A 24,831-nucleotide genomic window follows, 5' to 3' on the forward strand; every position below is an offset into this window, starting at 1 on the left:
GGCGGACGGGCCTGTGTGGTGTTCCGGCTCGGGGAGGTTCCTCGAGCGGGTTAGCGCGCGCTGGCGGAGAAGACGACGAAGCCGAGGGCGACGGCGCCGGCGGCGATCTGCCGGCGCGGCGAGGCGCGCCCCGACTTCTCACCGCAGACGTCGGCCCCTTCCCCGCGGTGGGGAAGGGGCCGACGAGTTTCGCGGAGCCGCGTTGCGCGGAACCCGGTGCGCCGCCGGTCAGGCCGGCACGGGCTTGGTGTTGCGGTCCCACGCGCGGTGTCCGCTGAGCGCGCTGATGAACTCCTCGGTGAACTGGTCCGGCAGGCTGCCGCCGGTGTCCGAGGCGGTGACCGCGCCCTGGTCGACGACCACGCCGTCGCTGCCGGTCTGCGCCGTGCGAGTGGTGTCCACAGTGGCCTGCCGAAGCAGTGCGACGCCCGCGCCGCTGGCGGCCACGGGCTTGTGGTGCCGGTACGCCTCGGCGATGAAGTGCACCGCGTACCCGTCGCCGGACAGCGTCCGCACGCTCTCCTCGCCACCGGGCACGAACACCGCGTCGTAGACGACCGAAGCCGTCGTGTGCACGCCGACATCCACACCCACTTCGTCGCCGTCAGCGCCGCTCAGCGTGCCCTCGTGCGGTGCGAGCACCTGCACGTGCGCGCCCCGCGCGGCCAGCCGGTCCCGCATCGCGGCCACCTCGCCGGCGGAGACGCCGTCGGCGGCCAGCACCGCGACCTGCCGCGTGGCCACGGTGTCCATCACCGAGTTCGCCTGGCTCAGCGCCGGCGAGCTCTTGCCGTGGTTAGTGCGGACGGCCTCGGCCGGGGGTGTGACGCCGATGCCTTCGGCGACCGACCTGGCCAGCTCGTGATCGACGTGGTTGAGGTGCTCGACGACTCCCTCGCGGATGTGGAAGTGCTCGACCTTTCCCAGCTCGAACTGGAACGCGGCGATGATGTGGTCCTTCTCCCAGTGGGCCATGCTGTTCCAGAACAGGGTGGCCTGGCTGTAGTGGTCCTGGAAGCTCTCGCTGCGTTTGCTGATCTTGGCGCCTTCGACCTTCTCCTGGTAGTGCCGGAACACCTCCTCGTCACCGGCGATCGCCGGGCACCCGCCGGAGAGGCTGTTCTTGTGGTACGTCGCCTTGCTGGTGTGTATCCGGTTCTGCTGGAAACCGTCGCGCTGGTGGGTGGAGATCTCGGTGATGGCGCGGTTGACCGGCAGGTACGAGAAGTTCGGCCCGCCCAGCCTGATCAGTTGCGTGTCCAGGTAGGAGAAGTTGCGCGCCTGCAGCAGCGGATCGTTGGTGAAGTCGATGCCCGGCACGACGTTGGCCGTGTGGAAGGCCACCTGCTCGGTCTCGGCGAAGAAGTTGTCCGGGTTGCGGTTGAGCTGGAGCTTGCCCACCGGCTGGACGGGCACCTCCTCCTCCGGGATGATCTTGGTGGCGTCGAGCAGGTCGAAGTCGAAGTCAAACTCCCGGGACTCGTCGACAAGCTGGACCCCGAGCTCCCACTCCGGGTACTCGCCGGCCTCGATGGCCTCCCACAGGTCCTGCCGGTTGAAGTCGGGGTTCTTGCCCGCGGCCTTCTGGGTCTCGTCCCACACCAGCGAGTGCGTGCCCAGCACGGGTTTCCAGTGGAACTTGACGAACGTGGCCTTGCCCTCGGCGTTGACGAACCGGAAGGTGTGCACCCCGAAGCCCTGCATCATCCGGTAGCTGCGCGGGATGGCGCGGTCGGACATCAGCCACATCATCATGTGCATCGTCTCGGGCTGCAGCTGCACGAAGTCCCAGAGCGTGTCGTGGGCCGAGGCGCCCTGCGGGATGCCGGTGTCCGGTTCCGGTTTCACGGCGTGCACGAAGTCCGGGAACTTGATCCCGTCCTGGATGAAGAACACCGGCATGTTGTTGCCGACGAGGTCGTAGTTGCCCTGGCTGGTGTAGAACTTCGTCGCGAACCCGCGCACGTCCCGCACGGTGTCGTTGGAGCCCTTGGAGCCCTGCACGGTGGAGAATCGCACGAATACCGGGGTCTGCTCCTGCGGATCGGTCAGGAACCGGGCGGCGGTGTAGTCCGACAACCACCCGCTGTAGGGCTGGAAGAAGCCGTAGGCCCCCGACCCCCGAGCGTGCACGACCCGTTCCGGAATGCGCTCGTGGTCGAAGTGCGTGATCTTCTCACGGTTGTGGAAGTCCTCCAGCAGCGTGGGGCCACGCTCCCCCGCGGTCAGGGCGTCGTCGCTGTGGTCGATCTGCACGCCCTGCTGGGTGGTGAGGTGGGTGTCCTGCGGATCCTTGCGGACCTCGTCGAGCTGGCGGTGCTTCTCATCGTTCGAGCCGTCTGCCATTGCGCATCCCTTCACGCGGCTTGTGATTGCAGTCTCCACGGATGGGATTTCCCGCTGCCGAGGTTGTTATTCCTCCGCGCCGTCACTCGAACACGGGTCGTCACTCTGACACGGCATGTCTCTCGGGCACGGGGAGCCACTCGGGCACGGGGCACCACTCGGGTACAGGGCGCCACTCGGGCACGGGGTGTCACTCGAGCACGGGGCACCACTCGGGCACGGGTCTCACCCGAACACGGGCAGCTCGGAGACCACCTCCGGAGCCGCGGCCACGAGCAGGAAGTGCCCGGAGCGGCCGAGCAGGCTCGCGGCGAGGAACGCCACCAGCGGCAGCCGCGCCGCGCCGGAGAGCAGGCACATCACCGAGTACGGCGGCAGCCCGGGGACCGCGCTGATCATCAGCACGCCGGCGCCCCACCAGGGCTGCTGCTGGGTGCGCCGCTGGAACCTGTCGAACCAGTCCGACCAGCGTCCCCGGCGCCCGCGCCGCATCCGCTGGCTGAACCGCTCGCCGAGGGTGATGCTGCCGCGACCCGCGAAGTACAGCAGGGTCTTGCCCGCGACCTGGCCGACCGCAGCGGCCAGCGCGAGCGGCCACCAGCTCAACCCGTCCACCGTCGAGAGCACGCCGATGAGGTAGAGCTCGATGTTGACCAGGGGGAACACGCTGCCGAGCGCGGCCGTGCCCGCGGTGGCCAACAACCACCCCGGCATCACGTGGCCAGCCGCGGCGGCGGGGCGGGTGAGCGGTGCATCTGCGAACTCCAGGGGTGGAGACCAGCGAGGGGTCCGTGCGTGCCGGGAGCTTACTGGGCGCGCTGCTGCCGCTCGGAGGTGCGAGGCCGCGGTGTGGCCGCGGCTACTCCGAGGTGTCCGGCTGGCCCGAGGTGCCTGGCCACTCCGAGGCGCCCGGCCACTCCGAGGCGCCCGGCCACTCCGAGGTGCCCGGCTGGCCCGAGGTGCCCGGCCACTCCGAGGTGCCCGGCGGCTCCTGCGCGTCCGACTGCTCCGGGACGTTCGGGTCCCACGCCAGCAACCGGACGCGGCTGACGGTGCGCAGGTGCCGCCGCATCGCGGTGGCGGCCGCACGTCCGCGCTGGGTGCGGATGGCCTCGGCGATGCGTTCGTGCTGGCCCAGCGAGCGCTGCGGACGCCCGGGTTGGCGCAGCGACTCCGCACGGCTCTCGGCGATGTCCTCGTCGAGCCGCCGCATGAATTCGGCCAGCAGTTCGCTGTGCGCCGCGGCGGTGACGGCGGTGTGGAACCGCCGGTCCCCGTCGAGGCCGAACTCCCCTTCGGCGATCTCTGCGCGCATCCGGTCAAGCGCCGCATCGATCGCCGCCAGGTCCTGCTCGGAACGCCGCTGCGCTGCGAGTTCGGCGAGCTTCGTCTCCAACGCCTCGCGCGCGTCGAGAACGTCGGGCAGGCGGTCCCGGCGGGCGAGCAGTTCGTCCACGGGTTCGGTCTCGACCGTGTCGCGCCGCAGGTAGGTGCCGCCGCCGTGCTGCACCTCGACGACACCCTGCACTTCGAGGGTCGCGATCGCCTGGCGCACCGAGGCGCGGCTGACGCCGAAGCGCTCGGCCAGTTCGCGTTCGGAGGGCAGCCGGTCGCCCGCGCGCAGCCCGGCCGCGGTGACGTGCTCGCGCAGGCGCGCGACCACCTGCTCGTACAGCCGCGTGCGCGCCAGCGGGCGGAAGGCTTCGGACGCCATCTTCTCCTCGCCCTTCTCCTCGAGCCGTGGGCGGGCCGCCGGGCCGACGGCGGTGCGGTAGCACCGACCGTAGCCAGGTCCCCGTAGCGAGGTGTACTGGATGAACCAGTCCTACCACGTGCGCTTGACTGGATGGCGTGTCACCGGGACAGTGGTTCGACCAGTGATCCAGAACACTCGCTGACTCGGCGCACCCGACGAGCCAGCGATCCAACGCGCTCCGGGGCACCCGGAGCGTCCCAGGTTTGCAGCGGGAGGGGCAGTGTCGCCCGAAATCATCTCGATCCTCGCGCTCGTCGGCTGCTTCGTCGTGGCGACGACCATCTCGGTGAACATGGGCGTGGTCGCCTTCGCCGCCGCGTTCCTCGTCGGGCAGTTCGTCGCGGGCTTCGACGACGACCAGATCTTCGCCGGCTTCCCCGGCGACATTTTCCTCGTGCTGGTCGGTGTGACGTACCTGTTCGCGATCGCCCGGGCCAACGGCACGACGGACTGGCTGGTGAGCTGGTCGGTCCGGCTCGTCGGCGGCCGCGTGGGAGCCGTTCCCTGGGTGATGTTCGGCATCGCCGCCGTGCTGACCGCGATCGGGGCGGCCAGTCCCGCCGCGTGCGCGATCATCGCGCCGATCGCGCTGAACTTCGCCTTCAAGCACGGCATCAGCCCGCTGCTCATGGGGGCCATGGTCGTGCACGGCACGCAGGCGGGCGGCTTCTCGCCGATCAGCGTCTTCGGCGTCATCGTCAACGGTGTCGTGGAGGGCAACGACCTGCCGAGCAGCCCGCTGACGCTGTTCTTCGGCAGTTTCGTGCTCAACCTCGCGCTCGCGGCGCTCGTCTACGTCGCCTTCGGCGGGATGCGCCTGCTGCGCGCCGAGCGTCCCAGGACCGGTGCGGTCCCCGGTGGAGGGGCCGGTGGCACTGGCGGCTTCGGCGGTCCCGGCGCCGCGGCGCGCACCGGTTCCGCCGAGTCCGCCGAGACCGATTTCGAGAAGGTGCCGCTGAACGTGGAGCGCCTGGGCACGCTGCTCGGCCTGGTCGCGCTCGTGGTCGCGACTCTGGCCTTCGGGCTCGACGTGGGCTTCGCCGCGATCACGGTGGGCCTGGTGCTGACCCTGTTGTGGCCGCGTTCGGCGAAGAACGCCCCGAGCGAGGTCAACTGGTCCACGGTGCTGCTCATCTGCGGTGTGCTCACCTACGTCGGTGTGCTGCAGGAGATGGGCACGATCGACTACGCCGGCCAGGCGGTCGCCGCGATCGGCGTCCCGCTGGTCGGGGCGCTGCTGCTGTGCTACATCGGCGGCATCGTGTCCGCGTTCGCCTCCTCGACCGGGATCATGGGGGCGTTGATCCCGCTGGCGATCCCGTTCCTGGAGCAGGGCGCGGTCGCCCCGATCGGCATGGTCGTGGCGCTGGCGCTGGCGTCCACGGTGGTGGACGTCTCCCCGTTCTCCACGAACGGGGCGATCGTGCTGGCCAACGCCAAGGGCGTGGATCGGGACCGGTTCTTCCGGCAGCTGCTGATCTATGGTGCGGCCATCACCGCTCTGGGGCCGGCGCTGGTGTGGCTGGTGTTCGTCGTTCCCGGGCTGGTGTGACGAGCAAGCGACGTGGAGGTGGTCATGGACAGCACACCCGTGCTGTTTCCGAAGTTGCACGAACCCGACGACACCGAGGCGGTGCGGTTCGCCGAGGGGGTGCTGACCTACCGCGAACTCGCCGGCGCGGCCGGTGCCGTCGCCGCGCGCGCGGGTGCGGCCCGCCGGGTGGCGGTCTGGGCCGAACCCACGCTGCACACCTGCGTGGCCGCGCTCGGCGGGCTGCTCGCCGGCGCGACGGTCGTGCCGATCAACCCGAAGGTGGGCACGCGCGAACTGGAGCACATCGTCGGCGACAGCGAACCCGAGGTGCTGCTGGCCGGGCCCGGATTCGAGCCGCCCGAGGCGCTGACCGGCATCCCGCGGCACGAGGTCGACCCGCACGCCGAGGGCCGGCCCGAAAAGCCCGAACCGGACGAGGAAACGCCCGCGCTCATCGTCTACACCTCCGGCACCACGGGGGCGCCGAAGGGCGTCGTGCTGCCGCGGCGCGCGATCCGGGCGAACTTGGACGCGCTCGCCGAGGCCTGGCAGTGGACCGAGCGCGACGTGCTCGCCCACGCGCTGCCGCTGTTCCACGTGCACGGGTTGATCCTCGGCACGCTCGGCCCGGTCCGGCTCGGCGGCGCGGTGCACCACCTGGGCAGGTTCGACGCCGAGCGGATGGCGGAGGAGCTGTCGGGGCCGGCGACGATGATGTTCGGGGTGCCGACGATGTACCGCAGGCTGGCCCAGGCGGCCGAGGAGCAGCCGTGGATCGGGGAGGCGGTCGGCCGGGCCCGCCTGCTCGTGTCCGGCTCGGCGCCGCTGCCGGCCACCGAGCACGAGCGGATCGAGCGGCTCACCGGCCAGCGCGTCGTCGAGCGCTACGGGATGAGCGAGACGATCATGAACACCGGTGTCCGCGCCGACGGCGACCGCCGCGCCGGCTACGTCGGCCGCCCCTTCGGCGGTGTCGAGGTCGCGCTGGTCGACGAGGAGGGCGCCGTGATCGACGACAGCGACGACGCCACGGTCGGCGAGATCCTCGTGCGCGGGTCGAACCTGTTCTCCGGCTACCTCAACCGGCCGGACGCGACGGCGGAGGCCTTCCAGGACGGCTGGTTCCGCACCGGCGACATGGCCACCCGCGCCGCCGACGGCTACATCCGCATCGTCGGGCGCAAGGCCACCGACATCATCAAGAGCGGCGGCTACAAGATCGGTGCGGGTGAGATCGAGAACGCCCTGCTGGAGCACCCCGAGGTCGCCGAGGTCGCGGTCACCGGTGAAGCCGACCCGGACCTGGGCGAGCGCATCGTGGCCTGGGTGGTCGCGGGCGAGCGGCAGCCCGCCGAGGAGGAGCTGGCCGAGCACGTCGCCCGCCTGCTCACCCCGCACAAGCGCCCGCGTGCGGTGCGGTTCGTGGACGCGCTGCCCCGCAACGAGTTGGGCAAGGTGCAGAAGAAGGCGTTGGCGCATGGCTGAGGACGCCGCGCGCTCCGCCACCGACGACCTGATCGCCGCCGTGTGCCGGGGGTTCGAGGAGTTCCCCGCCCCGACCGCGAGCGGGGCGGACAACCCGCTGGACTGGCCGGGCTATCCCCAGCAGCGGGATCGCGCGGCCGAACGCACCGGCCACGCCGAGTCCGTGCGCTGCGGGCGGGGGCGCTTCGGGGCGCGGGAAGCGGTGCTCGTGGCGTTCGACTTCGCCTTCCTCGGCGGTTCCGTGGGTGCTGGTGCCGGAGCGCGCATCGTCGACGCGTTCGACCGGGCGCGCCAGCTGCGGCTTCCGGTGGTCTCGCTGGTGGCCTCCGGTGGGAGCCGGATGCAGGAGGGGATCGTCGCGCTGGGCCAGCTGCAGCACATCGCGCACGCCTGCCTGCGGGCGCGGCGCGACCGGATCCCGCACGTCACGCTGCTGCGGCAGCCGACCACGGGCGGCATGTGGGCTTCGTTGGCGGCCTCGGCCGACGTGGTGCTGGCCTCGCCGGGTGCGCTCGTCGCTTTCGGCGGCAGCCGGGCGCGCGGTGCCGGCTCGGAGGAGGGGGAGGCGTCGTTCACCGCGGAGGGCAAGCTCGCCACCGGCCAGGTGGACCAGGTGGTCACCGACGCGGATCTGCCGGAGGTGCTGCGGCAGTGCGTGCACCTGCTGCACCCGGGCGCGGTGCCGCCGCGGCCGGAACCGGCGGAGCTGCCCGCCGTGCTGGGCAGTGCGGAGCCGCCGGAGACCGGGTGGGAGGCGGTCGTGCGCGCCCGCGCGCAGGACCGGCCCCGCGCCGAGGACTACCTCCGCGCGCACTTCGACGCCCGGCTGGAACTCGGCGGCGACCGGGCCGGCGGCAGGGATCCCGGCATGCGCTGCGGCATCGGCGAACGCGGCGGTCGGCCGGTCGCCTACGCGGCGCAGACGGGCACGGCCAACACCGCGGCCGGGTTCCGGGCGGCCGCGCGCCTGGTCCGGCTCGCCGACCGGCTGGGGCTGCCGCTCCTCACGCTCGTGGACACCCCCGGTGCGGCCAACGACGCCGCTGCCGAGGACGCCGCGATCGGTCCGGCGATCGCGGAGGCGTTCACCGCGGTCGCCGAAACGCGGGTGCCGGTGACCAGCCTCGTCGTCGGCGAGGGCGGTTCCGGCGGCGCGTTGGCGCTGTGCGCGCCCGGGTGCACGTGGATCGCACCGGAGGCGTATTTCGCGGTGATCGCGCCGGAGTCGGCGGCGCGCATCCTCAAACGCCCCGCCGACGAGGTCGGTGAGCTGGCGGGGTGGATGCGGCTGCGTCCGCAGGACCTCGCCGAGCTGGGTTTTGCCCGGGTGCACGGTGGTGGCGCCGGCGCTGCCGGCGCGTGAACACACCTGGTGATCAATGCCACCTGGTAAGGGGGCTGGCGTGTCCCTTCTGACGGGTTAAACTCAGGCTTACCTGACAAAGGTTAGGCTAGCCTGACTAGAGAAGGAAGCATGGACGACTCGGGGATCAGTGGCACCGTGGCGCTGGTGACCGGCGCCGCGCAAGGCATCGGAGCGGCCGTCGTGCGGGCGCTGTCCGAGCGCGGGGCGACCGTCGCGGCCGTCGACAGCAACGCCGAGGGACTGTCGGCGGTGGGGTCCGCCGCCCGCGAGCGAGGTTGCACGGTGCGTGACTACCCGGCCGACGTCACCGACTCCGCCGTCGTGGAGGATCTCACCGCCCGGGTCGAGCAGGAGTGTGGCCCGCTCGACACCCTGGTCAACGTGGCGGGGGTCATGCGCGCAGGCCGGGTCCGTGACTTCACCGATGCGGACTGGGAGCATGTCTTCGCGGTCAACACCGATGGCGTGTTCCACACCTGCCGGGCCGCCGCCGATCGGATGGTGCCGCGGCAGCGGGGGGCCATCGTCACGGTCGGGTCGAACGCCGCGGGGGTTCCCCGGCACGGCATGGCCGCCTACGCCGCGTCGAAAGCCGCAGCCACCCAGTTCACCAAATCGCTCGGTCTCGAACTGGCCGAGCACGGCATCCGGTGCAACGTCGTTTCCCCGGGGCCGACGGACACGGACATGCAGCGGTCGCTGTGGGCGGACGAGGACGGCGCGCGCCAGGTGATCGCCGGCTCGCCGGAGACCTACAAGATCGGTATTCCGCTGGGGCGTCTCGCGACGCCGGACAACGTCGCCGACGCGGTGGTGTTCCTGGTGTCGCGGCACGCTGAGCACGTCACGCTGCAGGACCTCTACGTCGATGGGGGAACGACTCCCCGTGTCTGACCACACCGAGGACGGCCCCCGGGAAACCGGCGCGAGAACGAGGGGACGCATGACGACCACGACCGAGCAGGACCGGCCCGTGCCCGACGAACTGGCCGCCGACGAGCAAGCACTGCGCCTGCTGGGGCTGTACGAACCCGGCGGATCCGTCTTCTTCGCCTCGCAGGAAGGCGTGCTGCTCGGGCGCGGCGTGGACGCGACCGTGCCCAAACTGACCTGCGCACGCGCCGACCTGCCCGGCCGGGTGCGCGAATTCCTCACCGCTGCGCGGGAGTTCGGACGGGTCAACCCGGTGGTGATGGGCGCGATCCCCTTCGGCGAGAACCTGCCCGCGCACCTGGTGATGCCCACCGAACTCGTGCGGTCACCACCGCTGAACGTCGTGGTGCCGCAGGAGGCGCTCGCCGCCGTGTCCGGCTGCACGCCGCGGGAAGTGCCGTCCGGAGCTGAGTACGAACGCGGTGTGCAGCGGGTGCTCTCCCGCATGCAGCACGGCGAGCTGAGCAAGGCCGTGCTGGCGCGCTCGCTGGAGCTGGACACGCGCGAGGCGGTCGACGCACGCCGGGTGCTGCGCAACTTCGCCCTGGCCAACCCCGCCGGGCACACCTTCGCCGTGGACCTGCCGGCCCGCGGCGAGGACGGCACCCGCTCGGGCGTGGCCACGCCGAACCTGACGCGCACGTTCACCGGCTCCAGCCCGGAACTGCTCGTGTCCCGCCGGGGCATGACCGTGCGGTCGCAGCCCATGGCCGGGTCCAGGCCGCGCGGCGCGGACGCGGCCGAAGACCACCGCCTGGCGACCGAGCTGTCCGCATCGGACAAGGATCAGCGGGAGCACGCGGCCGTCGTCGAGCAGGTCGCCGAAGCACTGCGCCCCTACTGCACGAGCCTCGACGTGCCCGCCGCGCCGAAGCTGGTCAGCACCCCAGCGATGTGGCACTTGGCCACCGAGATCACCGGTGAACTCGCCGACCCCGCCGTGAGCTCGCTGGAACTGGCCACGGCCCTGCACCCCACGCCGGCGGTGTGCGGGACGCCGGTGGACAAGGCCCGCGAGGCCATCTCCGCCGCCGAACCGTTCGACCGCGGCTTCTACGCGGGTCTGGTCGGCTGGTGCGACGCCGACGGCGACGGCGAGTGGGTGATCGCCATCCGCTGCGCCGACATCGAACCCGAGGTGCTGCGCCTGTTCGCCGGCGCCGGGATCGTCCTCGGTTCGGATCCGAGCGCGGAACTCGCCGAAACCACCGCGAAGCTGCGGACCGCGCTGTCCGCGGTGGGGCTCGAGGGGGAGAGCGACGCGCCGCCGATGTGACCCCGTCCCCGCTGAACACGGCCCAGGCACGCACGAAGCACTGCGAGGAGCACGATGACCGTCCCGGACGTTCTGCCCGGTTGCCCGAGCTGGCCGGCGGAGTTCGCCCGCTACTACCGCGAGCAGGGCTACTGGCGCGGCGAGACCTTCCCGCGGATGCTCGCCGAACGCGCGGCGCAGCACCCGCAGCGACTGGCGATCACCGATGAGCACCGCCGGCTGACCTACGGCGAACTCGCCGCACGCGCCGAACGGTTGGCGGCCGGGCTGCACGAGCTGGGCATCGGCGCCGGCGACCGCGTGGTGGTCCAGCTGCCGAACATCGCCGAGCTGTTCGAGGTGTGCTTCGCGCTGTTCCGCACGGGCGCGGTGCCCGTCTTCGCGCTGCCCGCGCACCGCATCACCGAGATCGCCTACTTCTGCGAGCACAGCGAAGCCGCGGCCTACATCACCGTCGACCACGAGGCGGGGTTCGACCACCGCACCCTGGCGGCGGACGTGCGCGCGAAAGTCCCCGGCCTGCGGCACGTGATCATCGCGGGCGAGGTCGGTGAGCACGAGTTCCACGAGTTGTCCGATGTGGACGCCGAACCGGCGGGGATGCCCGAACCGCGCCCGCACGACATCGCCTTCCTGCAACTTTCCGGTGGCAGCACGGGAGTTCCGAAGCTCATCCCGCGCACCCACGACGACTACATCTACTCGTTCCGCGCGAGCAACGACATCTGCGGCGTGACCGCGGAGACGGTGTTCCTCGTGGCCCTGCCCGCGGCGCACAACTTCCCGATGAGTTCGCCCGGCAGCTTCGGCGTGTTCCACGCGGGCGGCCGCGTCGTGCTCGCCCGCAAACCCGGTCCGGACGTGGCCTTCGCGCTCATCGAGGACGAGCGCGTCACGCTCACCGCAGTGGTGCCGCCGCTGGCCGCGGTGTGGCTCGACTCCGCCGAGACCACCGAACACGACCTGTCGAGCCTGGAAGTGCTGCAGATCGGCGGAGCCAAGTGCGCCGAGGAACTGGCCCGCCGAGTGCGGCCCGCGATGGGTGCGCAACTGCAGCAGGTCTTCGGCATGGCCGAAGGACTGGTCAACTACACGCGGCTGGACGACCCGGAGGAGGTCGTGCGCACCACCCAGGGGCGTCCGATCTCCCCGGACGACGAAGTGCTCGTCGTCGACGACGAGGACCGGCCGGTCCCCACCGGGGAGGTCGGGCACTTGCTCACCCGCGGTCCCTACACGATCCGGGGCTACTACCGCGCCGAGGAGCACAACGCCCGCACGTTCACCCCGGAAGGCTTCTACCGCACCGGCGACCTGGTGCGGCTGACCGAGGGCGGCAACATCGTCGTCTCCGGACGCGCCAAGGAGCAGATCAACCGCGGCGGCGAGAAGATCGCCGCCGAGGAGGTCGAAAACCACCTGCTGGCCCACGAAGCGGTGCGCGATGCCGCCGTGGTGTCCATGCCGGACCAGTACCTGGGTGAACGGACCTGCGCGTTCGTCATCGCTCGCGCCGGCCCGCCGAAGGGGCGCGAACTGATCTCCTTCGTCCGCGAGCGCGGACTCGCCGGCTACAAGGTGCCGGACCGCGTCGAGTTCGTCGACGAGTTCCCGCACACCGGCGTGGGCAAGATCAGCAAGAAGGAGTTGCGCGAGGTGATCGAGCGGGACCTGCTGCCAGCCGTGCTGCAGCGCTCCGCCGAACGGGAGAGGAAGTAGCGTGGCGCTGCCGAGGATCGCACCGTACCCGGTTCCCGACGAGCTGCCGGCGAGCCGGGTCCTGTGGCGCCCCGACCCCGCCCGCGCCGTCCTGCTGGTCCACGACATGGAGCAGCACTTCGTCGGCGCGTTCGAACGGGACGCCGACCCGCTGCGCCAGGTCGTGCCGAACATCCAACGGCTGCGCGCGCAGGCCCGCCGGCACGACGTGCCCGTGGTGTACTGCGCGCAGCCCGGCGGGCAGACCCGCCAGCAGCGCGGACTGCAGTGGGACTGGTGGGGGCCCGGCCTGGCCGACAGCGACGAGGCCGACATCATCCCCGAACTCGCCCCGGACGAGTCCGACGTGCTGCTGACGAAGTGGCGCTACAGCGCGTTCCAGCACACCTCGCTGGCGGAGCGGATGCGGCAGTGGGGCCGCGACCAGCTGATCGTCACCGGCATCTACGGCCACATCGGGTGCCTGCTCACCGCGGCCGAAGCCTTCCAGCTGGACCTGCCCGCGTTCCTCGTCGCCGACGGGATCGCGGACTTCTCCGCGCATGAGCACCGCATGGCGCTGGACTACGCGGCCAAGCGCTGCGCCGTCGTGGCATCGACCGGCTGGCTCAGCGATGAACTCGCCGGTGCCGCCGCGTGCACCGGACACGGGCGACCCGTCGCCGGGCAGCGTGCCTGAGCGATCGACGAGAGGAGGAGCGAGATGTCCGGGACCGCGGACACGGGTGCACTGACCCGCCGGCAGGTGCGGGAGCACGTGTCCGAACTGCTGCAGGAGAACGCCGAGGAGATCGGCGACGAGGACGACCTGCTCGACTGGGGCCTCGACTCGATGCGGATCATGACGCTCGTCGAGAAGCTGCGCGCCCGGGGCGTGCAGGTCGGCTTCGCCGATCTCGGCGAGACGACCACGCTGCGCCAGTGGTGGGAGGTCCTCGGGCTCTGAGCCGGCGCGGTGGCGCGCAGCACCGAGTCCGGCGCGGTGCCGCGCAGCGCCGCGCGAGCCCGTTGCAGGCGGTCGGATCCCGGTTGCTCCGCGCGCACGTTCCGCCGCGGCCCACCACCGGAGGCGGTGGCAGGGCCGCGGCGGGGCCTCAGGTCTGCTGGGCGGCACGCAGCGCAGGTCGCAGCGCCTGCAGCACCTCGGGATCCTCGATCGTCGACGGCACCGCCGCCTGCCCGGTGTCGGCGATCTCCCGCATCGACTTGCGCAGGATCTTGCCCGAGCGGGTCTTCGGCAGCGCGTCCACGACGGCCACCCCGCGCGGGGTGGCGATCGCGCCGATCCGGTTGCGCACGCTCTCCGCCAACTCCGCGGCGACCGTCTCCGCCGGGGCCGCGGCCCCGGCTTTGAGCACCACGAACCCGTAGGGCACCTGTCCCTTGAGCGGGTCGTGCACCCCGATCACCGCGGACTCGGCCACCGCCGGGTGCTCGGCCAGCACGGCCTCCATCGCCCCGGGTGAGAGTCGGTGGCCGGCCGTGTTGATCACGTCGTCGGTGCGGCCGAGGACGAAGACGTAGCCGTCCTCGTCGATGTAGCCGCCGTCGCCCGTGGCGTAGTAGCCCGGATAGCTCGCCAGGTACGACGCGCGGAAGCGCTCGTCATCGCCCCACAGCGTCGGTGCCGTGCCCGGTGGCAGCGGCAGCCGCAGGCACAGCGCCCCCTCGGTGCCCGCGGGCACCTCCGCACCGGACTCGTCGAGCACCCGCACGTCGTAGCCCGGCAGCGGGACCGTGGGCGATCCGGCCTTGATCGGCATCGGTTCGAGCCCGCGCGGGTTGGCGCAGATCGGCCAGCCCGTCTCGGTCTGCCACCAGTGGTCGACCACCGGCACGCGCACCTTCTCGCAGGCCCAGTGGTACGTCTCCGGGTCGAGGCGTTCACCGGCGAGGAAGAGGCTGCGCAGACTGGACAGGTCGTAGTTCCGGATCAGTTCGGCGTCCGGGTCCGCCTTGCGGATCGCCCGGAACGCCGTCGGCGCGGTGAACAGCACCTGCACGCCGTGGTCGGCGATGACTCGCCAGAACGCGCCCGCGTCCGGGGTCCCCACCGGCTTGCCCTCGTAGAGCACCGTGGTCGCCCCGACCAGCAGCGGCGCGTAGACGATGTAGGAGTGGCCCACGACCCACCCCACGTCGGAAGCAGTCCAGAACACGTCGCCGGGATGGATGTCGTAGACGTTCGGCAGCGACCAGACCAGCGCCACCGCGTGCCCGCCGTTGTCCCGGACCATGCCCTTCGGCCGGCCCGTGGTGCCCGAGGTGTGCAGCACGTACAGCGGGTCGGTGGCCGCCACCGGAACGCACTCGGCCGGTTCGGCCTGCCGCAGGGCCTCCTCCCAGTCCAGCTCGCGCGGCCCCGGATCGGCCGGGCACTGCGGGCGCTGCACGAGCAGCACGCGGTCCGGCTGGTGCGTCGTCCGGCTCAGCGCCTCGTCCACGATGGGTTTGTACGGCACCACCCGCTGCGGTTCGATCCCGCACGAACCGGCGATGATCACTTTCGGCTGCGCGTCCTCGATGCGCGCGGCCAGCTCGTCCGGGGCGAACCCGCCGAAGACCACCGAGTGCACCGCCCCGATCCGCGCGCAGGCGAGCATCGCCACGATCGCCTCGGGGATCATCGGCAGGTAGAGCACGACGCGGTCGCCGTGGCCCACTCCCCGCTCGCGCAGCGCGCCCGCGCACCGCGCGACCCGGTCGAGCAGCTCGCGGTAGGTCCAGGTCTCCGACGCCGCGGTGACCGGCGAATCCCACACCACCGCGGGCTGGTCGCCGCGGCCGTCGCGGACGTGCCGGTCGACGGCGTTGAAGCAGGTGTTCATCCGCCCGTCGGGGAACCAGCGGTAGAACGGCGGGTTCTCGTCGTCGAGCGCCCGCGTCGGCGCGGCGTCCCAGTCGATCGCCCGGGCCGCGCGCAGCCAGAAGAGTTCGGGGGCGTGCAGGCTTTCACGGTGCAGATCGGCATAACCCGCCATCGACAACCTCCGCGGGACGGTGGGAACGGATGCCCGTGTCCTACCGCACACCTGCGGGTAATGCCAGGGGTGTCGGCCTGTCCGCCGGGGCGCCACCACGTCCGCCACCGGCAGTGCCGGTGGCGGGGCTCCGGTCGGCCGTTCGGCGCGGCTGTTCGGCCCGGCGCTCGCGTGAGCGGCGCCGTGATCGCGTTCGGCGACGCGCAGTGACCGCACGGCGACTGGGCGTGTCGGTGGCGCGACACGCGGCGGCGGACTCCGCACAATCGGCGGTGGGATGCCCGCGGGTGTTCCGCGACAGGCCGGCACCGCACGGGAGTGCGGTCTCGGCGCCGCGACTTTCGCCGGTGAGTACGGACGGGAGGTTTCCGCAATGACAGGTGACGGAGCCCGCGACGCCTCCGGGAGCCACGGGAGCGAGGTCGACGAGAGCGGGGTCGCCGACGACCTACCCACTGCGCTGTACAGCGTGGTGTGGAGCCACGGGCACGCCTACGTGCTCGAGAGGCTGAGCGGAGCCCGTTGGGCGGGTGTCGACGACCGCGGTCGGCCGTGCTTCCTCACCGATGCCGACCTGCGGCGCCGCGGGTTCACCGTGCAGCGGGCCCGCGCGGCCTGACGGCGCTGATTCGGTCCCGCTGATCCGACCGCATCGAACCCGGCCGCATCGAACCCGGCCGCACGGATCCCGGGCGGCGTGGTGCGGGATGGCGCGGCCGGGGCTGCGCATCGGCGGGGCCGATGCGCACGGCGGTCCATTCCCCTCGCGGTCGCACTGGGCACCTCGGTCCCGCGCCGGGGTGGCGGGCCGCATGTGCGATCCTCATCGGGGCAGACGTCGTACCGGCGTGCTCGGTACCGGCGGCGGCGCGACACAGGGGGAGGCACGTGGTGCACGACGCGGACAGCACCACGAACGGCACCGCGCGAGAGCCTGCTGAGCAACCGGAGGGATCGACGAACGGTTCCACCGGCTCCGGTGACCGGGCGGACGGCGCCAGCGCTGCCTCCGACGAGGGCGTGCCGATCGAACCCGGCATCGAACGGATGCGCGAGGTCGCCGTCGGCCTCTGGCACGACCCGTGGTTCACCGTGCCGAACCTGCTCAGCGCGATCCGCCTGGGCGGAGTGCCGCTGTTCCTGTGGCTGCTGCTCGGCCCGCAGGCGGATCTGCTGGCACTGCTCGTCCTCATCGCCAGCGGCATCACCGACTGGCTCGACGGGAAGCTCGCGCGGTGGCTCGGGCAGTACAGCCGTCTCGGTGAAGTCCTCGACCCGGTGGCGGACCGGCTCTACATCGTCGCGACCCTGGTCGCCTTCGTGCTGCGCGACATCGTCCCCTGGTGGATCGCCGCAGTGCTCGTCGGGCGGGACGTGGTGCTGGCGCTGTGCGTTCCGGTGCTGCGCTTCTGCGGATTCCAGCCGCCGGATGTGCACTACCTGGGCAAGGCGGCCACGTTCTGCCTGATGTACGCCTTCCCGATGCTGTTGCTGGTGCAGGGGGACTTCGCGGCCAGCGAGGTGCTGCGGCCCATCGCGTACGCGCTGACCTGCTGGGGCGGAGTGCTGTACTTCTGGGCCGGTGTGCTCTACCTGGGGCAGGTGGTCGCCGCGGTGCGCCAGGCCGCGCGCGCTGTGCGCGGGTGACGCATGATGTGCGACGGCGCCGGCGCGGCCGCGCCGACGCAACTGCACCGTGTTGCGGGGCTGCACCGGCGCGCAATACGCTGCCCGCCGCCGGATGATCTGGGATTCCGGCCGGTGCCGGGCTGGACAGCGATCCCGAGCAGGAAGGCGGACCAGTGGCCTCGGAGGAGATCAGGTACACCCAGGAGCACGAGTGGGTGCGCCGCACCGGCGCGGACACCGTGCGCGTGGGCATCACCGAGTACGCGCAGCAGCAACTCGGTGACGTCGTGTTCGTGCAGGCGCCGGACGTGGACGAGGGCGTCGAAGCCGGCGGGACGATGGGCGAGGTCGAGTCGACCAAGAGCGTGTCGGACCTCTACGCCCCGGTCAGCGGGGTCGTCACCGCCCGCAACGAGGCGCTGCAGGACCAACCCGAGCTGGTCAACAGCGACCCCTTCGAACAGGGCTGGATCGTTGAGCTGCGCCTGGCGGACGCCGCCGAGTGGGACGGGCTGCTGGATGCCGAGGCCTACCAGCGGTTGATCGAGCAGGAATGATCGCGCCGCCCCGCGCGTTGATCAAGGCGAACACCGGGAGTCCCACGTACTGGAGCTGGTGCGGGCGCGGTACGTTGGAATCTCGTTGGCACGATCTATCCGCGTAGAGGAGAGCTCAGGTGAGCCAGAACAGCGGCTCCGGTGACGTCCCACCGGAGCAGTCACCGGAGACCACCTCGGTCTTCAAGCCCTTCCTCTCGGAGCAGGACGGCACCGAGAGCGCCCCTCAGGCCGAGTCCGCGGGGTCGGGGGTCGACGCGCTGCCGGCCGGGTCGGCGCTGCTGGTGGTGAAGCGCGGTCCGAACGCGGGTTCGCGGTTCCTGCTGGATCGGGAGACCACCAGCGCGGGACGGCACCCGGACAGCGACATCTTCCTCGACGACGTCACGGTGTCCCGCCGGCACGCCGAGTTCCGGCGCGAGGGAAACGACTTCGTCGTCGTCGACGTGGGCAGCCTCAACGGCACCTACGTCAACCGGGAACCGGTGGACACGTCGGTGCTGGCCAACGGTGACGAGGTGCAGGTCGGCAAGTTCCGGCTGGTGTTCCTGACGGGGCCCGCCGACGGGGGCCAGAACGCGCGCTGAGCGGCAGCGGGCCTGCGCGCGGGGCGGCACAGACGGACGTCCGATGCGGGGTCGCCGCGCAGCGGCGCGGCGCGGTCGGCGTTCGCAGCGGAGCCCGGTCGCGCGGCGGTGCGGGTCGACGGTGCTGCCGTCGGCCCCGGAAACCGCGGCTGTCCGCCGAGAGGTGGGCGCTGCGGCTGATCCGCGTCTACCGTCGGGGCGGGCGCGGTGGATGACGGACAGCTGGGCGCGTCCGCCGTATCGCGGGTAGCGTCGGAAGCGTCGGTGCGCGATCCTCGACGGGATATCACGCTTCGGCGCGCTGGAGGAGGCGATGTGACGATGAGCAGCGAGATGCGCGTCGTCGGCGTGCGCGTGGAACTACCGGCCAACCAGCCGATCCTGTTGCTGCGGGAGACGGAGGGTGAGCGGTACCTGCCGATTTGGATCGGCTCGGTGGAGGCGACCGCCATCGCGCTGGAGCAGCAGGGTGTGCGGCCGGCGCGTCCGCTGACGCACGATCTGCTCAAGGACGTGATCGGCGCCCTGGGGCGTGAGGTCGAGCAGATCCGGATCACGGACCTGCAGGAGGGGACGTTCTTCGCCGAACTCGTCTTCGACGGGGACGTGCGGGTGTCGGCGCGGCCGAGCGATTCGGTGGCTCTGGCCCTGCGCGCCGGGGTCTCCATCCACGCCGATGAGACGGTCCTGGATGAGGCCGGTCTGATCATCCCGGACGAGCAGGAAGACGAAGTGGAGAAGTTCCGCGAGTTCCTGGATTCGGTTTCGCCGGAGGACTTCCGCGGCGCGGACACGTGAACCGCGCGGAACTGGTTGCGGCGCGACGGGGCCCTCGGCACGGTCGAGGGCCCCGTTGTCGTGCGCGGTCGTCGTGCGCCGGGGCTGTCGTGCGCGGCGGGTCCTCGTGCGCGCCGGGGAGCGGGCCGGGAGGACTCGAGGCGGGCGGGGACGTCCACCCGTTGTTGATCTTCTTCGGCGCGGCCCGCGCGTCGCGTTGACCGCCCTCACCCGGGGGCCTACTGTCGAATTGCGCGAATCGCTCCGGTGCCGTTTTCGCTGGCAGTCGCGGGGTCACCAGGATGGTGGGCGGGAGCCGATTCGCCGAACGCACCGGACCGGATTCGTCGGCAGCGTGCCGGACGAGGGGAGGCAGGCGTGGTCGAGCAAGCGCCCGAGCGGGGTTCCGCAGGGGGAGGGGACGAGTCGCCGGATGCGCCGTCCACTGGGATCGCTGCGACCGGTGCGCCCCCGGCGGTCGACGGGGGCGGTGCGGCCGAGCCGTCCGCGCACCGGGCCGGCGAGACGCTGCCGGCGGACTCGGTCTCCGACGAGCTCGTCGGGTACCGGGGAGCGGCGGCCTGCCAGATCGCGGGCATCACGTACCGCCAATTGGACTACTGGGCGCGGACGAAGCTGGTGGGGCCGTCGATCCGCAGTGCCACCGGCTCGGGATCGCAGCGCCTCTACTCGTTCAAGGACATCCTCGTGCTCAAGGTGGTCAAGCGGCTGCTGGACACGGGAGTGTCGCTGCACAACATCCGGCTGGCCGTGGACCACCTGCGCAGCAGGGGAGTGCGCGACCTGGCGGGGCTCACGCTGTTCAGCGACGGAACCACCGTCTACGAGTGCACGTCCCCGGAAGAGGTCGTCGACCTGCTGCAGGGCGGGCAGGGCGTCTTCGGCATCGCCGTCAGCGGGGCGATGCGCGAGATCACCGGCACGATCCACGAGTTCCCCGCCGAACGTGCCGATGGCGCGCTGATCGAACCGGTCGAGGAGGACGAACTCTCCCGCAGGCGGCGGGACCGGCGCACCGGGTGAGCTTGACGTCAAGCAGGTGTGCGTCAGCCGACAGCCCCTCGGGCACGAGCGCCTGATCGGGTACGCTACGCACTATCACCGACCCCGTGCGGGAGAGTTCGGCTCGAGCGATCGAGTCGGCGCCGAAGGAGCAAATCTCCCCATCAACCTCTCAGGCCACTGGACCGCGCGGGCGAGATGCCTCTGGAAAGAGGGTGCGGCGACGGCGGCGCACCCCGCCGACGGTGCAAGTCCGGCCGGAGCGCCGGGCGAAGCTCTCAGGCGTTCGCGCAGCGGACAGTGACAGAGGGGGAGAGTCGGCAGCACGCTGGTGTTGCCGCCCCCTTGTTCGCCGCGAAGATTGAGGTTGGGCGATGACCGACGTGACCCACGACCGCATTCCGCTCGCCGCGTTGGAGCACGGGACCCCGTTCGCCGATCGACACGTCGGACCGACGCCGGCGGAACTCGCCCGGATGCTCGACGTGGTGGGGGTCGGTTCCCTCGAGGAACTGGCCAACAAAGCCGTGCCCGGCGGAATCCATGAACAGGACCTGCAGCTCGAGCTGCCGGAACCGGCCACGGAACCGCAGGCGCTCGAGGAGCTGCGCGGTCTCGCGCAGCGCTGCACCTCGCGCACCCAGATGATCGGGCTCGGCTACTACGACACGATCACCCCCGGGGTGATCCTGCGCAACGTGCTGGAGAACCCCGCCTGGTACACGGCCTACACCGCCTACCAGCCGGAGATATCGCAGGGACGGCTGGAAGCCCTGCTGAACTTCCAGACGATGGTCTCGGACCTGACCGGGGTGCCGGTCTCCAACGCCTCCATGCTGGACGAGTCCACCGCGGCCGCCGAGGGCATGACCCTCGTGCGGCGTGGCGGCAAGGCCAAGTCGCCGCGGTTCGTCGTCGATGCCGACACGCTGCCGCAGACCGTGGAAATCCTGCGCACCCGTGCGGAACCGCTCGGCATCGAGCTGGATGTCGCCGACCTGTCGCAGGGCGCGAGCGGGCTGCCGGACGGCGAGTTCTTCGGCGCGTTGTTGGCCTACCCGGGCGCTTCCGGCGCCGTGCGGGACCAGCAGGACGTCATCGCGGAGATCCACCGGCGCGGGGCGATGGCCGTGGTCGCCGCCGACCTGCTGGCACTGACGCTGCTGCGCGCTCCCGGCGAGATCGGCGCCGACGTCGTCGTCGGCAACACCCAGCGCTTCGGCGTGCCGCTCGGGTTCGGCGGCCCGCACGCCGGGTACATGGCCGTGCGCAAGGGCTTGGAGCGGCAGTTGCCGGGGCGCCTGGTCGGCGTCAGCGTCGACACGGACGGCAACCAGGCCTACCGGCTGGCGTTGCAGACCCGCGAGCAGCACATCCGCCGCGAGAAGGCCACGAGCAACATCTGCACCGCGCAGGTGCTGCTGGCGGTCATGGCGGGCATGTACGCCGTTTACCACGGACCGACGGGCCTGCGGAACATCGCCGCCCGGGTGAACCGGATGGCGTCCGTGCTGGCCGCCCGCCTGCGCCAGGGCGGGATCGGGATCGTCGAGGACGCCTTCTTCGACACGGTGCTGGCCCGCGTGCCCGGCCGCGCCGACGAGGTCGTGGCCGCCGCACGCGCGGAAGGTGTCAACCTGCGCAAGGCCGATGCCGACCACGTGGGCATCGCCTGCGACGAGAAGACGACCCGCCAGGACCTGCGCAGCGTGTGCGCCGCGTTCGGGCTCACCACCGGTCTCGACGAGCTCGACCGGTTGGACGCCGAGACGGCGGACGCCCTGCCGCATCCGCTCGAGCGCACCTCCGAGTACCTGACGCATCCGGTGTTCCACCGGCACCAGTCGGAGACCTCGCTGCTGCGCTACCTGCGGGAGCTCTCGGACAAGGACGTCGCGCTGGACCGCAGCATGATCCCGCTGGGCTCGTGCACGATGAAGCTCAACGCCACCACCGAGATGGAGCCGGTCACCTGGCCCGAGTTCGGCGGTCTGCACCCGTTCGCGCCCGCGGAGGACGCCGAGGGGATGCTGCGCATCGTCGATGACCTGCAGCGTTGGTTGGCCGACATCACCGGCTACGACGCGGTGAGCGTGCAACCCAACGCGGGCAGCCAGGGCGAGTTCGCCGGCCTGCTGGCCATCCGCGCCTACCAGCGGCAGCGCGGCCAGGAGCAGCGGGACGTCTGCCTGATCCCGGCCAGCGCGCACGGCACGAACGCCGCCAGCGCCACCATGGCCGGTCTGCGCGTGGTGGTCGTGCGCTGCGACGAAGCTGGCAACATCGAGATGGAGCACCTGCGGGAGCTCGCGGCCGAGCACGCTGCGGACCTCGCCGCGATCATGATCACCTACCCGTCCACGCACGGCGTGTACGAGGACACCGTGCGGGAGGTGTGCGATCTCGTCCACGAGGCAGGCGGCCAGGTCTACGTCGACGGGGCGAACCTCAACGCCCTCATCGGGTTGGCTCGGATGGGCGAGTTCGGTGCGGACGTCTCCCACCTGAACCTGCACAAGACGTTCTGCATCCCGCACGGGGGCGGCGGTCCCGGCGTGGGGCCGATCGGGGTGCGCGAGCACCTCGCCCCGTTCCTGCCGAACCACCCGCTGCAGCCGCAGGCCGGCCCGGAGACGGGAATCGGCCCGATCAGCGAAACCCCGTGGGGGAGCGCGTCGATCCTGCCGATCTCCTGGGCGTACGTGCGGATGATGGGTGCCGACGGGCTGCGCCGGGCCACGCTGACCGCGGTGGCGGCGGCGAACTACGTGGCGCGGCGCTTGGACCACTACTTCCCGGTGCTCTACACCGGCAAGGACGGGTACGTGGCCCACGAGTGCATCCTCGACCTGCGGCAGATCAGCAAGAGCAGCGGCATCTCGGTGGAAGACGTGGCCAAGCGGCTCGCCGACTACGGCATCCACGCGCCGACCATGTCCTTCCCGGTCAACGGCACGCTCATGGTGGAGCCGACCGAGAGCGAGAACCTCGAGGAACTCGACCGGTTCTGCGAAGCCATGATCCAGGTCCGCGCCGAGATCGACAAGGTCGTCGCCGGTCAGTGGCCCGCCGAGGACAACCCGCTGGTGCACGCGCCGCACACCGCCGCCTCGCTGGCCGGTGACTGGCCGCACGCCTACGCCCGGCAGGAGGCGGCCTATCCGATGGGCACGAACGTGACCTCCAAGGTCTGGCCCGCGGTGCGCCGCGTCGACGGGGCGCGGGGGGACCGCCACCTGGTCTGCTCGTGCCCGCCGCTGTCGGCCTACGAGAGCTGACGCGCCCGCGGGGCGCGTGCAGGCGGTTGTCCAGGGATTCCGCGCACGCGTCCCGCCCCGGCGGGTGATCCCGGATTCCTCCGCGCGGACGATTTGCGTGCGGCACGCGGAGCATGCCACGGTTGCTCCTTCACGTGACGGCTCCGATAGGAATGGGGCGAATCATGCTCACCATCAGTGAGAGTGCCGCGGAGGTCATCAAGCTGGTCCTGATCGGCGGTGACTCTCCGGAAGGCTCCGGGCTGCGCATCGCGGCCAGCGGCGAGGGTTTGCAGGCCGCGGTCGCGAACGAGCCCGAAGCCCAGGACCAGGTGGTCGAGCGGGAGGGGGTCCGGGTCTTCCTGGAACAGCACGCTGCTTCCGTGCTCTCGGACAAGACGCTCGACGCGGAACGCGACGACAACGGTGAGCTGAGCCTGGCCGTCCGCGAGGACTGACACCACTGACGTCACCGGCCGTCGGCGGCGTGTTGCCGCCGGCAGCGCCGCCGACGGCCTCCCCGCACCGGCCCGCCACCGCGCACCCCGTCCGGGGCGCGATGTGCGGCCGGTGCGCCACGGCGGGCGGGCGTCGGCCCAGAACGCGGGTGGGCCCAGGACGCGGGTGGGCTCAGCCGAGGGTGCTGTGCTCCGCCCACGTGCGGATGTCCGCGCAAGTGGCGATGAGCCGCCGCCGCAGTCCGTCGGCCTCCTCGGCGAAGGCCTGCTGCCGCCGCACGTACTCCGCACGCCCCTGAGCGGTCTCGATGGGCACCGGGTCGAACCCGAGATCCCGGAAGTCGTACGGGCTGGCGCGCATGTCCAGCTCCCGCACGCGCATCGCCAGATCGAAGCAGTCCGCGGTCAACTCCGCCGGCACGAACGGGTCGATCTTGTAGCACCACTTGAAGAGATCCATGTTCGCATGGAGACAACCCGGTTGTTCGAGCTCGACTTGGTCGGCGCGGCTGGGTTGGTACTCGTTGCGCGGACGCGCCTGCTCGGTGAAGAACCGGAACGCGTCGAAGTGCGTGCACGTGATCCGCATCGATTCGACGAGCTCGTCGGTACCGGTGTGGCCGAGCCGCAGCGGCCAGTCGGCGTGCCGCTTCTCGCCGGGCCGCGTGCGGTAGACCATGGCCCACTCGTGCAAGCCGAAGCAGCCCAACCGTGCCGGGCGCGCGGACGTGGCTGACAGCAGGCCGTGCACGAATTCGACGGTTTTCAGCCGTTTGGTGGTCAGCGCCGCCGGGTCCACGGCCACGCCCTCGGGCAGCTCGGTGAAGCCCGAGCGTCGGAGGAACTCGGTACCGCCGGCCAGCGCGATGCCGACCCCCGGCTGCCACCGCTCCAACCTGGCGGGGCGGTAGGAGTAGTAGGTCCAGAGGAAGTCCCAGATCGGGTGCTTCTCGCCGCGGCGCCGCCGTTCGCGGTGCGGCCGCGTCCACTGCTCGACGCGTTGACCGTGGGCCTGTTGCCGCGCGCGCCAGTCGGATTCGCTCAGCACCCGCATCGCCCTCCAGCTTAGGCGGGGCTCCGCGGCGGCGGGCCCGGGGACCGGCCGGTCGCGGGGGCCGGCGAAGGGCCGCGGCTCGCCGGGTGCACC

General features: G+C 71.6%; 21 protein-coding genes and 2 riboswitches. Of the genes, 16 read left to right on the forward strand and 5 right to left on the reverse strand.

The window, feature by feature from the left end:
- Positions 1-228: 228 nt before the first annotated feature.
- The 3 genes from ACVGV2_RS07840 to ACVGV2_RS07850 all read right to left on the reverse strand — a co-directional run bounded on the left by ACVGV2_RS07840 (position 229) and on the right by ACVGV2_RS07850 (position 4,060).
- Positions 229-2,346, reverse strand: a complete 2,118-nt coding sequence (locus tag ACVGV2_RS07840; protein ID WP_459165380.1) for a catalase — start codon at positions 2,344-2,346, stop codon at positions 229-231.
- Positions 2,347-2,571: 225 nt separating this feature from the next.
- On the reverse strand, positions 2,572-3,045 hold the full coding sequence (locus tag ACVGV2_RS07845; RefSeq protein WP_459165381.1) for a VTT domain-containing protein: 474 nt from the start codon (positions 3,043-3,045) through the stop codon (positions 2,572-2,574).
- A 160-nt stretch (positions 3,046-3,205) separates the two neighbouring features.
- Positions 3,206-4,060, reverse strand: a complete 855-nt coding sequence (locus ACVGV2_RS07850) for a FadR/GntR family transcriptional regulator (RefSeq protein ID WP_459165382.1) — start codon at positions 4,058-4,060, stop codon at positions 3,206-3,208.
- A gap of 262 nt (positions 4,061-4,322) precedes the next feature.
- Between ACVGV2_RS07850 and ACVGV2_RS07855 the strand changes: the two genes are divergently transcribed.
- From ACVGV2_RS07855 to ACVGV2_RS07890, 8 genes are all read left to right on the forward strand, one after another.
- Positions 4,323-5,654, forward strand: a complete 1,332-nt coding sequence (locus tag ACVGV2_RS07855) for an SLC13 family permease (protein ID WP_459165383.1) — start codon at positions 4,323-4,325, stop codon at positions 5,652-5,654.
- Between the two features lie 24 nt (positions 5,655-5,678).
- Positions 5,679-7,121, forward strand: a complete 1,443-nt coding sequence (locus ACVGV2_RS07860) for an acyl-CoA synthetase (protein WP_459165384.1) — start codon at positions 5,679-5,681, stop codon at positions 7,119-7,121.
- Positions 7,114-8,484, forward strand: a complete 1,371-nt coding sequence (locus ACVGV2_RS07865; RefSeq protein WP_459165385.1) for a carboxyl transferase domain-containing protein — start codon at positions 7,114-7,116, stop codon at positions 8,482-8,484. The genes ACVGV2_RS07860 and ACVGV2_RS07865 overlap by 8 nt, the downstream gene beginning before the upstream one ends.
- A gap of 111 nt (positions 8,485-8,595) precedes the next feature.
- Complete coding sequence (locus ACVGV2_RS07870) at positions 8,596-9,381, forward strand: 2,3-dihydro-2,3-dihydroxybenzoate dehydrogenase (protein WP_459165386.1); 786 nt, start codon at positions 8,596-8,598, stop codon at positions 9,379-9,381.
- 49 nt (positions 9,382-9,430) lie between these two features.
- Complete coding sequence (gene dhbC / locus ACVGV2_RS07875) at positions 9,431-10,696, forward strand: isochorismate synthase DhbC (protein WP_459165387.1); 1,266 nt, start codon at positions 9,431-9,433, stop codon at positions 10,694-10,696.
- 54 nt (positions 10,697-10,750) lie between these two features.
- Positions 10,751-12,415 carry a (2,3-dihydroxybenzoyl)adenylate synthase gene (locus tag ACVGV2_RS07880; protein WP_459165388.1) on the forward strand — a complete coding sequence of 555 codons (1,665 nt, stop codon included), beginning with the start codon at positions 10,751-10,753 and terminating at the stop codon, positions 12,413-12,415.
- Between the two features lies 1 nt (position 12,416).
- Positions 12,417-13,094 (forward strand): isochorismatase family protein, encoded by a 678-nt coding sequence (locus tag ACVGV2_RS07885; RefSeq protein WP_459165389.1) that lies wholly within the window; start codon positions 12,417-12,419, stop codon positions 13,092-13,094.
- A gap of 24 nt (positions 13,095-13,118) precedes the next feature.
- On the forward strand, positions 13,119-13,361 hold the full coding sequence (locus ACVGV2_RS07890; RefSeq protein ID WP_459165390.1) for a phosphopantetheine-binding protein: 243 nt from the start codon (positions 13,119-13,121) through the stop codon (positions 13,359-13,361).
- A gap of 148 nt (positions 13,362-13,509) precedes the next feature.
- Here the strand turns inward: ACVGV2_RS07890 and ACVGV2_RS07895 are convergent, their stop codons facing one another.
- Complete coding sequence (locus tag ACVGV2_RS07895) at positions 13,510-15,396, reverse strand: propionyl-CoA synthetase (RefSeq protein ID WP_459165391.1); 1,887 nt, start codon at positions 15,394-15,396, stop codon at positions 13,510-13,512.
- 373 nt (positions 15,397-15,769) lie between these two features.
- On the opposite strand from ACVGV2_RS07895, the gene ACVGV2_RS07900 reads away from it, so the two are divergent.
- The 8 genes from ACVGV2_RS07900 (at position 15,770) to ACVGV2_RS07935 (ending at position 23,684) form a co-directional block, all read left to right on the forward strand.
- Positions 15,770-16,015, forward strand: a complete 246-nt coding sequence (locus tag ACVGV2_RS07900; protein WP_459165392.1) for a hypothetical protein — start codon at positions 15,770-15,772, stop codon at positions 16,013-16,015.
- 428 nt (positions 16,016-16,443) lie between these two features.
- Positions 16,444-17,043, forward strand: coding sequence for a CDP-alcohol phosphatidyltransferase family protein (locus ACVGV2_RS07905; RefSeq protein WP_459165921.1), 600 nt, complete (start codon positions 16,444-16,446; stop codon positions 17,041-17,043).
- 155 nt (positions 17,044-17,198) lie between these two features.
- Positions 17,199-17,582, forward strand: coding sequence for a glycine cleavage system protein GcvH (gene gcvH / locus ACVGV2_RS07910; protein WP_459165393.1), 384 nt, complete (start codon positions 17,199-17,201; stop codon positions 17,580-17,582).
- A gap of 119 nt (positions 17,583-17,701) precedes the next feature.
- Positions 17,702-18,169, forward strand: a complete 468-nt coding sequence (gene garA, locus ACVGV2_RS07915) for a glycogen accumulation regulator GarA (RefSeq protein WP_459165394.1) — start codon at positions 17,702-17,704, stop codon at positions 18,167-18,169.
- A 321-nt stretch (positions 18,170-18,490) separates the two neighbouring features.
- The gene (locus ACVGV2_RS07920) at positions 18,491-18,967 is read left to right on the forward strand and encodes a bifunctional nuclease family protein (RefSeq protein WP_459165395.1); all 477 of its coding nucleotides are present in this window, start codon (positions 18,491-18,493) and stop codon (positions 18,965-18,967) included.
- 507 nt (positions 18,968-19,474) lie between these two features.
- On the forward strand, positions 19,475-19,990 hold the full coding sequence (locus ACVGV2_RS07925; protein ID WP_459165922.1) for a MerR family transcriptional regulator: 516 nt from the start codon (positions 19,475-19,477) through the stop codon (positions 19,988-19,990).
- A gap of 79 nt (positions 19,991-20,069) precedes the next feature.
- A riboswitch (glycine riboswitch) is annotated at positions 20,070-20,167 on the forward strand.
- Positions 20,168-20,280: riboswitch (glycine riboswitch) on the forward strand.
- 63 nt (positions 20,281-20,343) lie between these two features.
- Positions 20,344-23,247, forward strand: a complete 2,904-nt coding sequence (gcvP, locus tag ACVGV2_RS07930; RefSeq protein ID WP_459165396.1) for an aminomethyl-transferring glycine dehydrogenase — start codon at positions 20,344-20,346, stop codon at positions 23,245-23,247.
- Positions 23,248-23,411: 164 nt separating this feature from the next.
- Entirely contained in the window at positions 23,412-23,684 is a 273-nt protein-coding gene (locus ACVGV2_RS07935; protein WP_459165397.1) for a HesB/YadR/YfhF-family protein, read from the forward strand.
- 172 nt (positions 23,685-23,856) lie between these two features.
- On the opposite strand, the gene ACVGV2_RS07940 is transcribed toward ACVGV2_RS07935, so the two are convergent.
- Positions 23,857-24,738: a 3-methyladenine DNA glycosylase gene (locus ACVGV2_RS07940; protein WP_459165398.1), complete on the reverse strand. Its 882-nt coding sequence runs from the start codon at positions 24,736-24,738 to the stop codon at positions 23,857-23,859.
- Positions 24,739-24,831: the final 93 nt, after the last annotated feature.

Source organism: Bounagaea algeriensis (assembly GCF_054491375.1).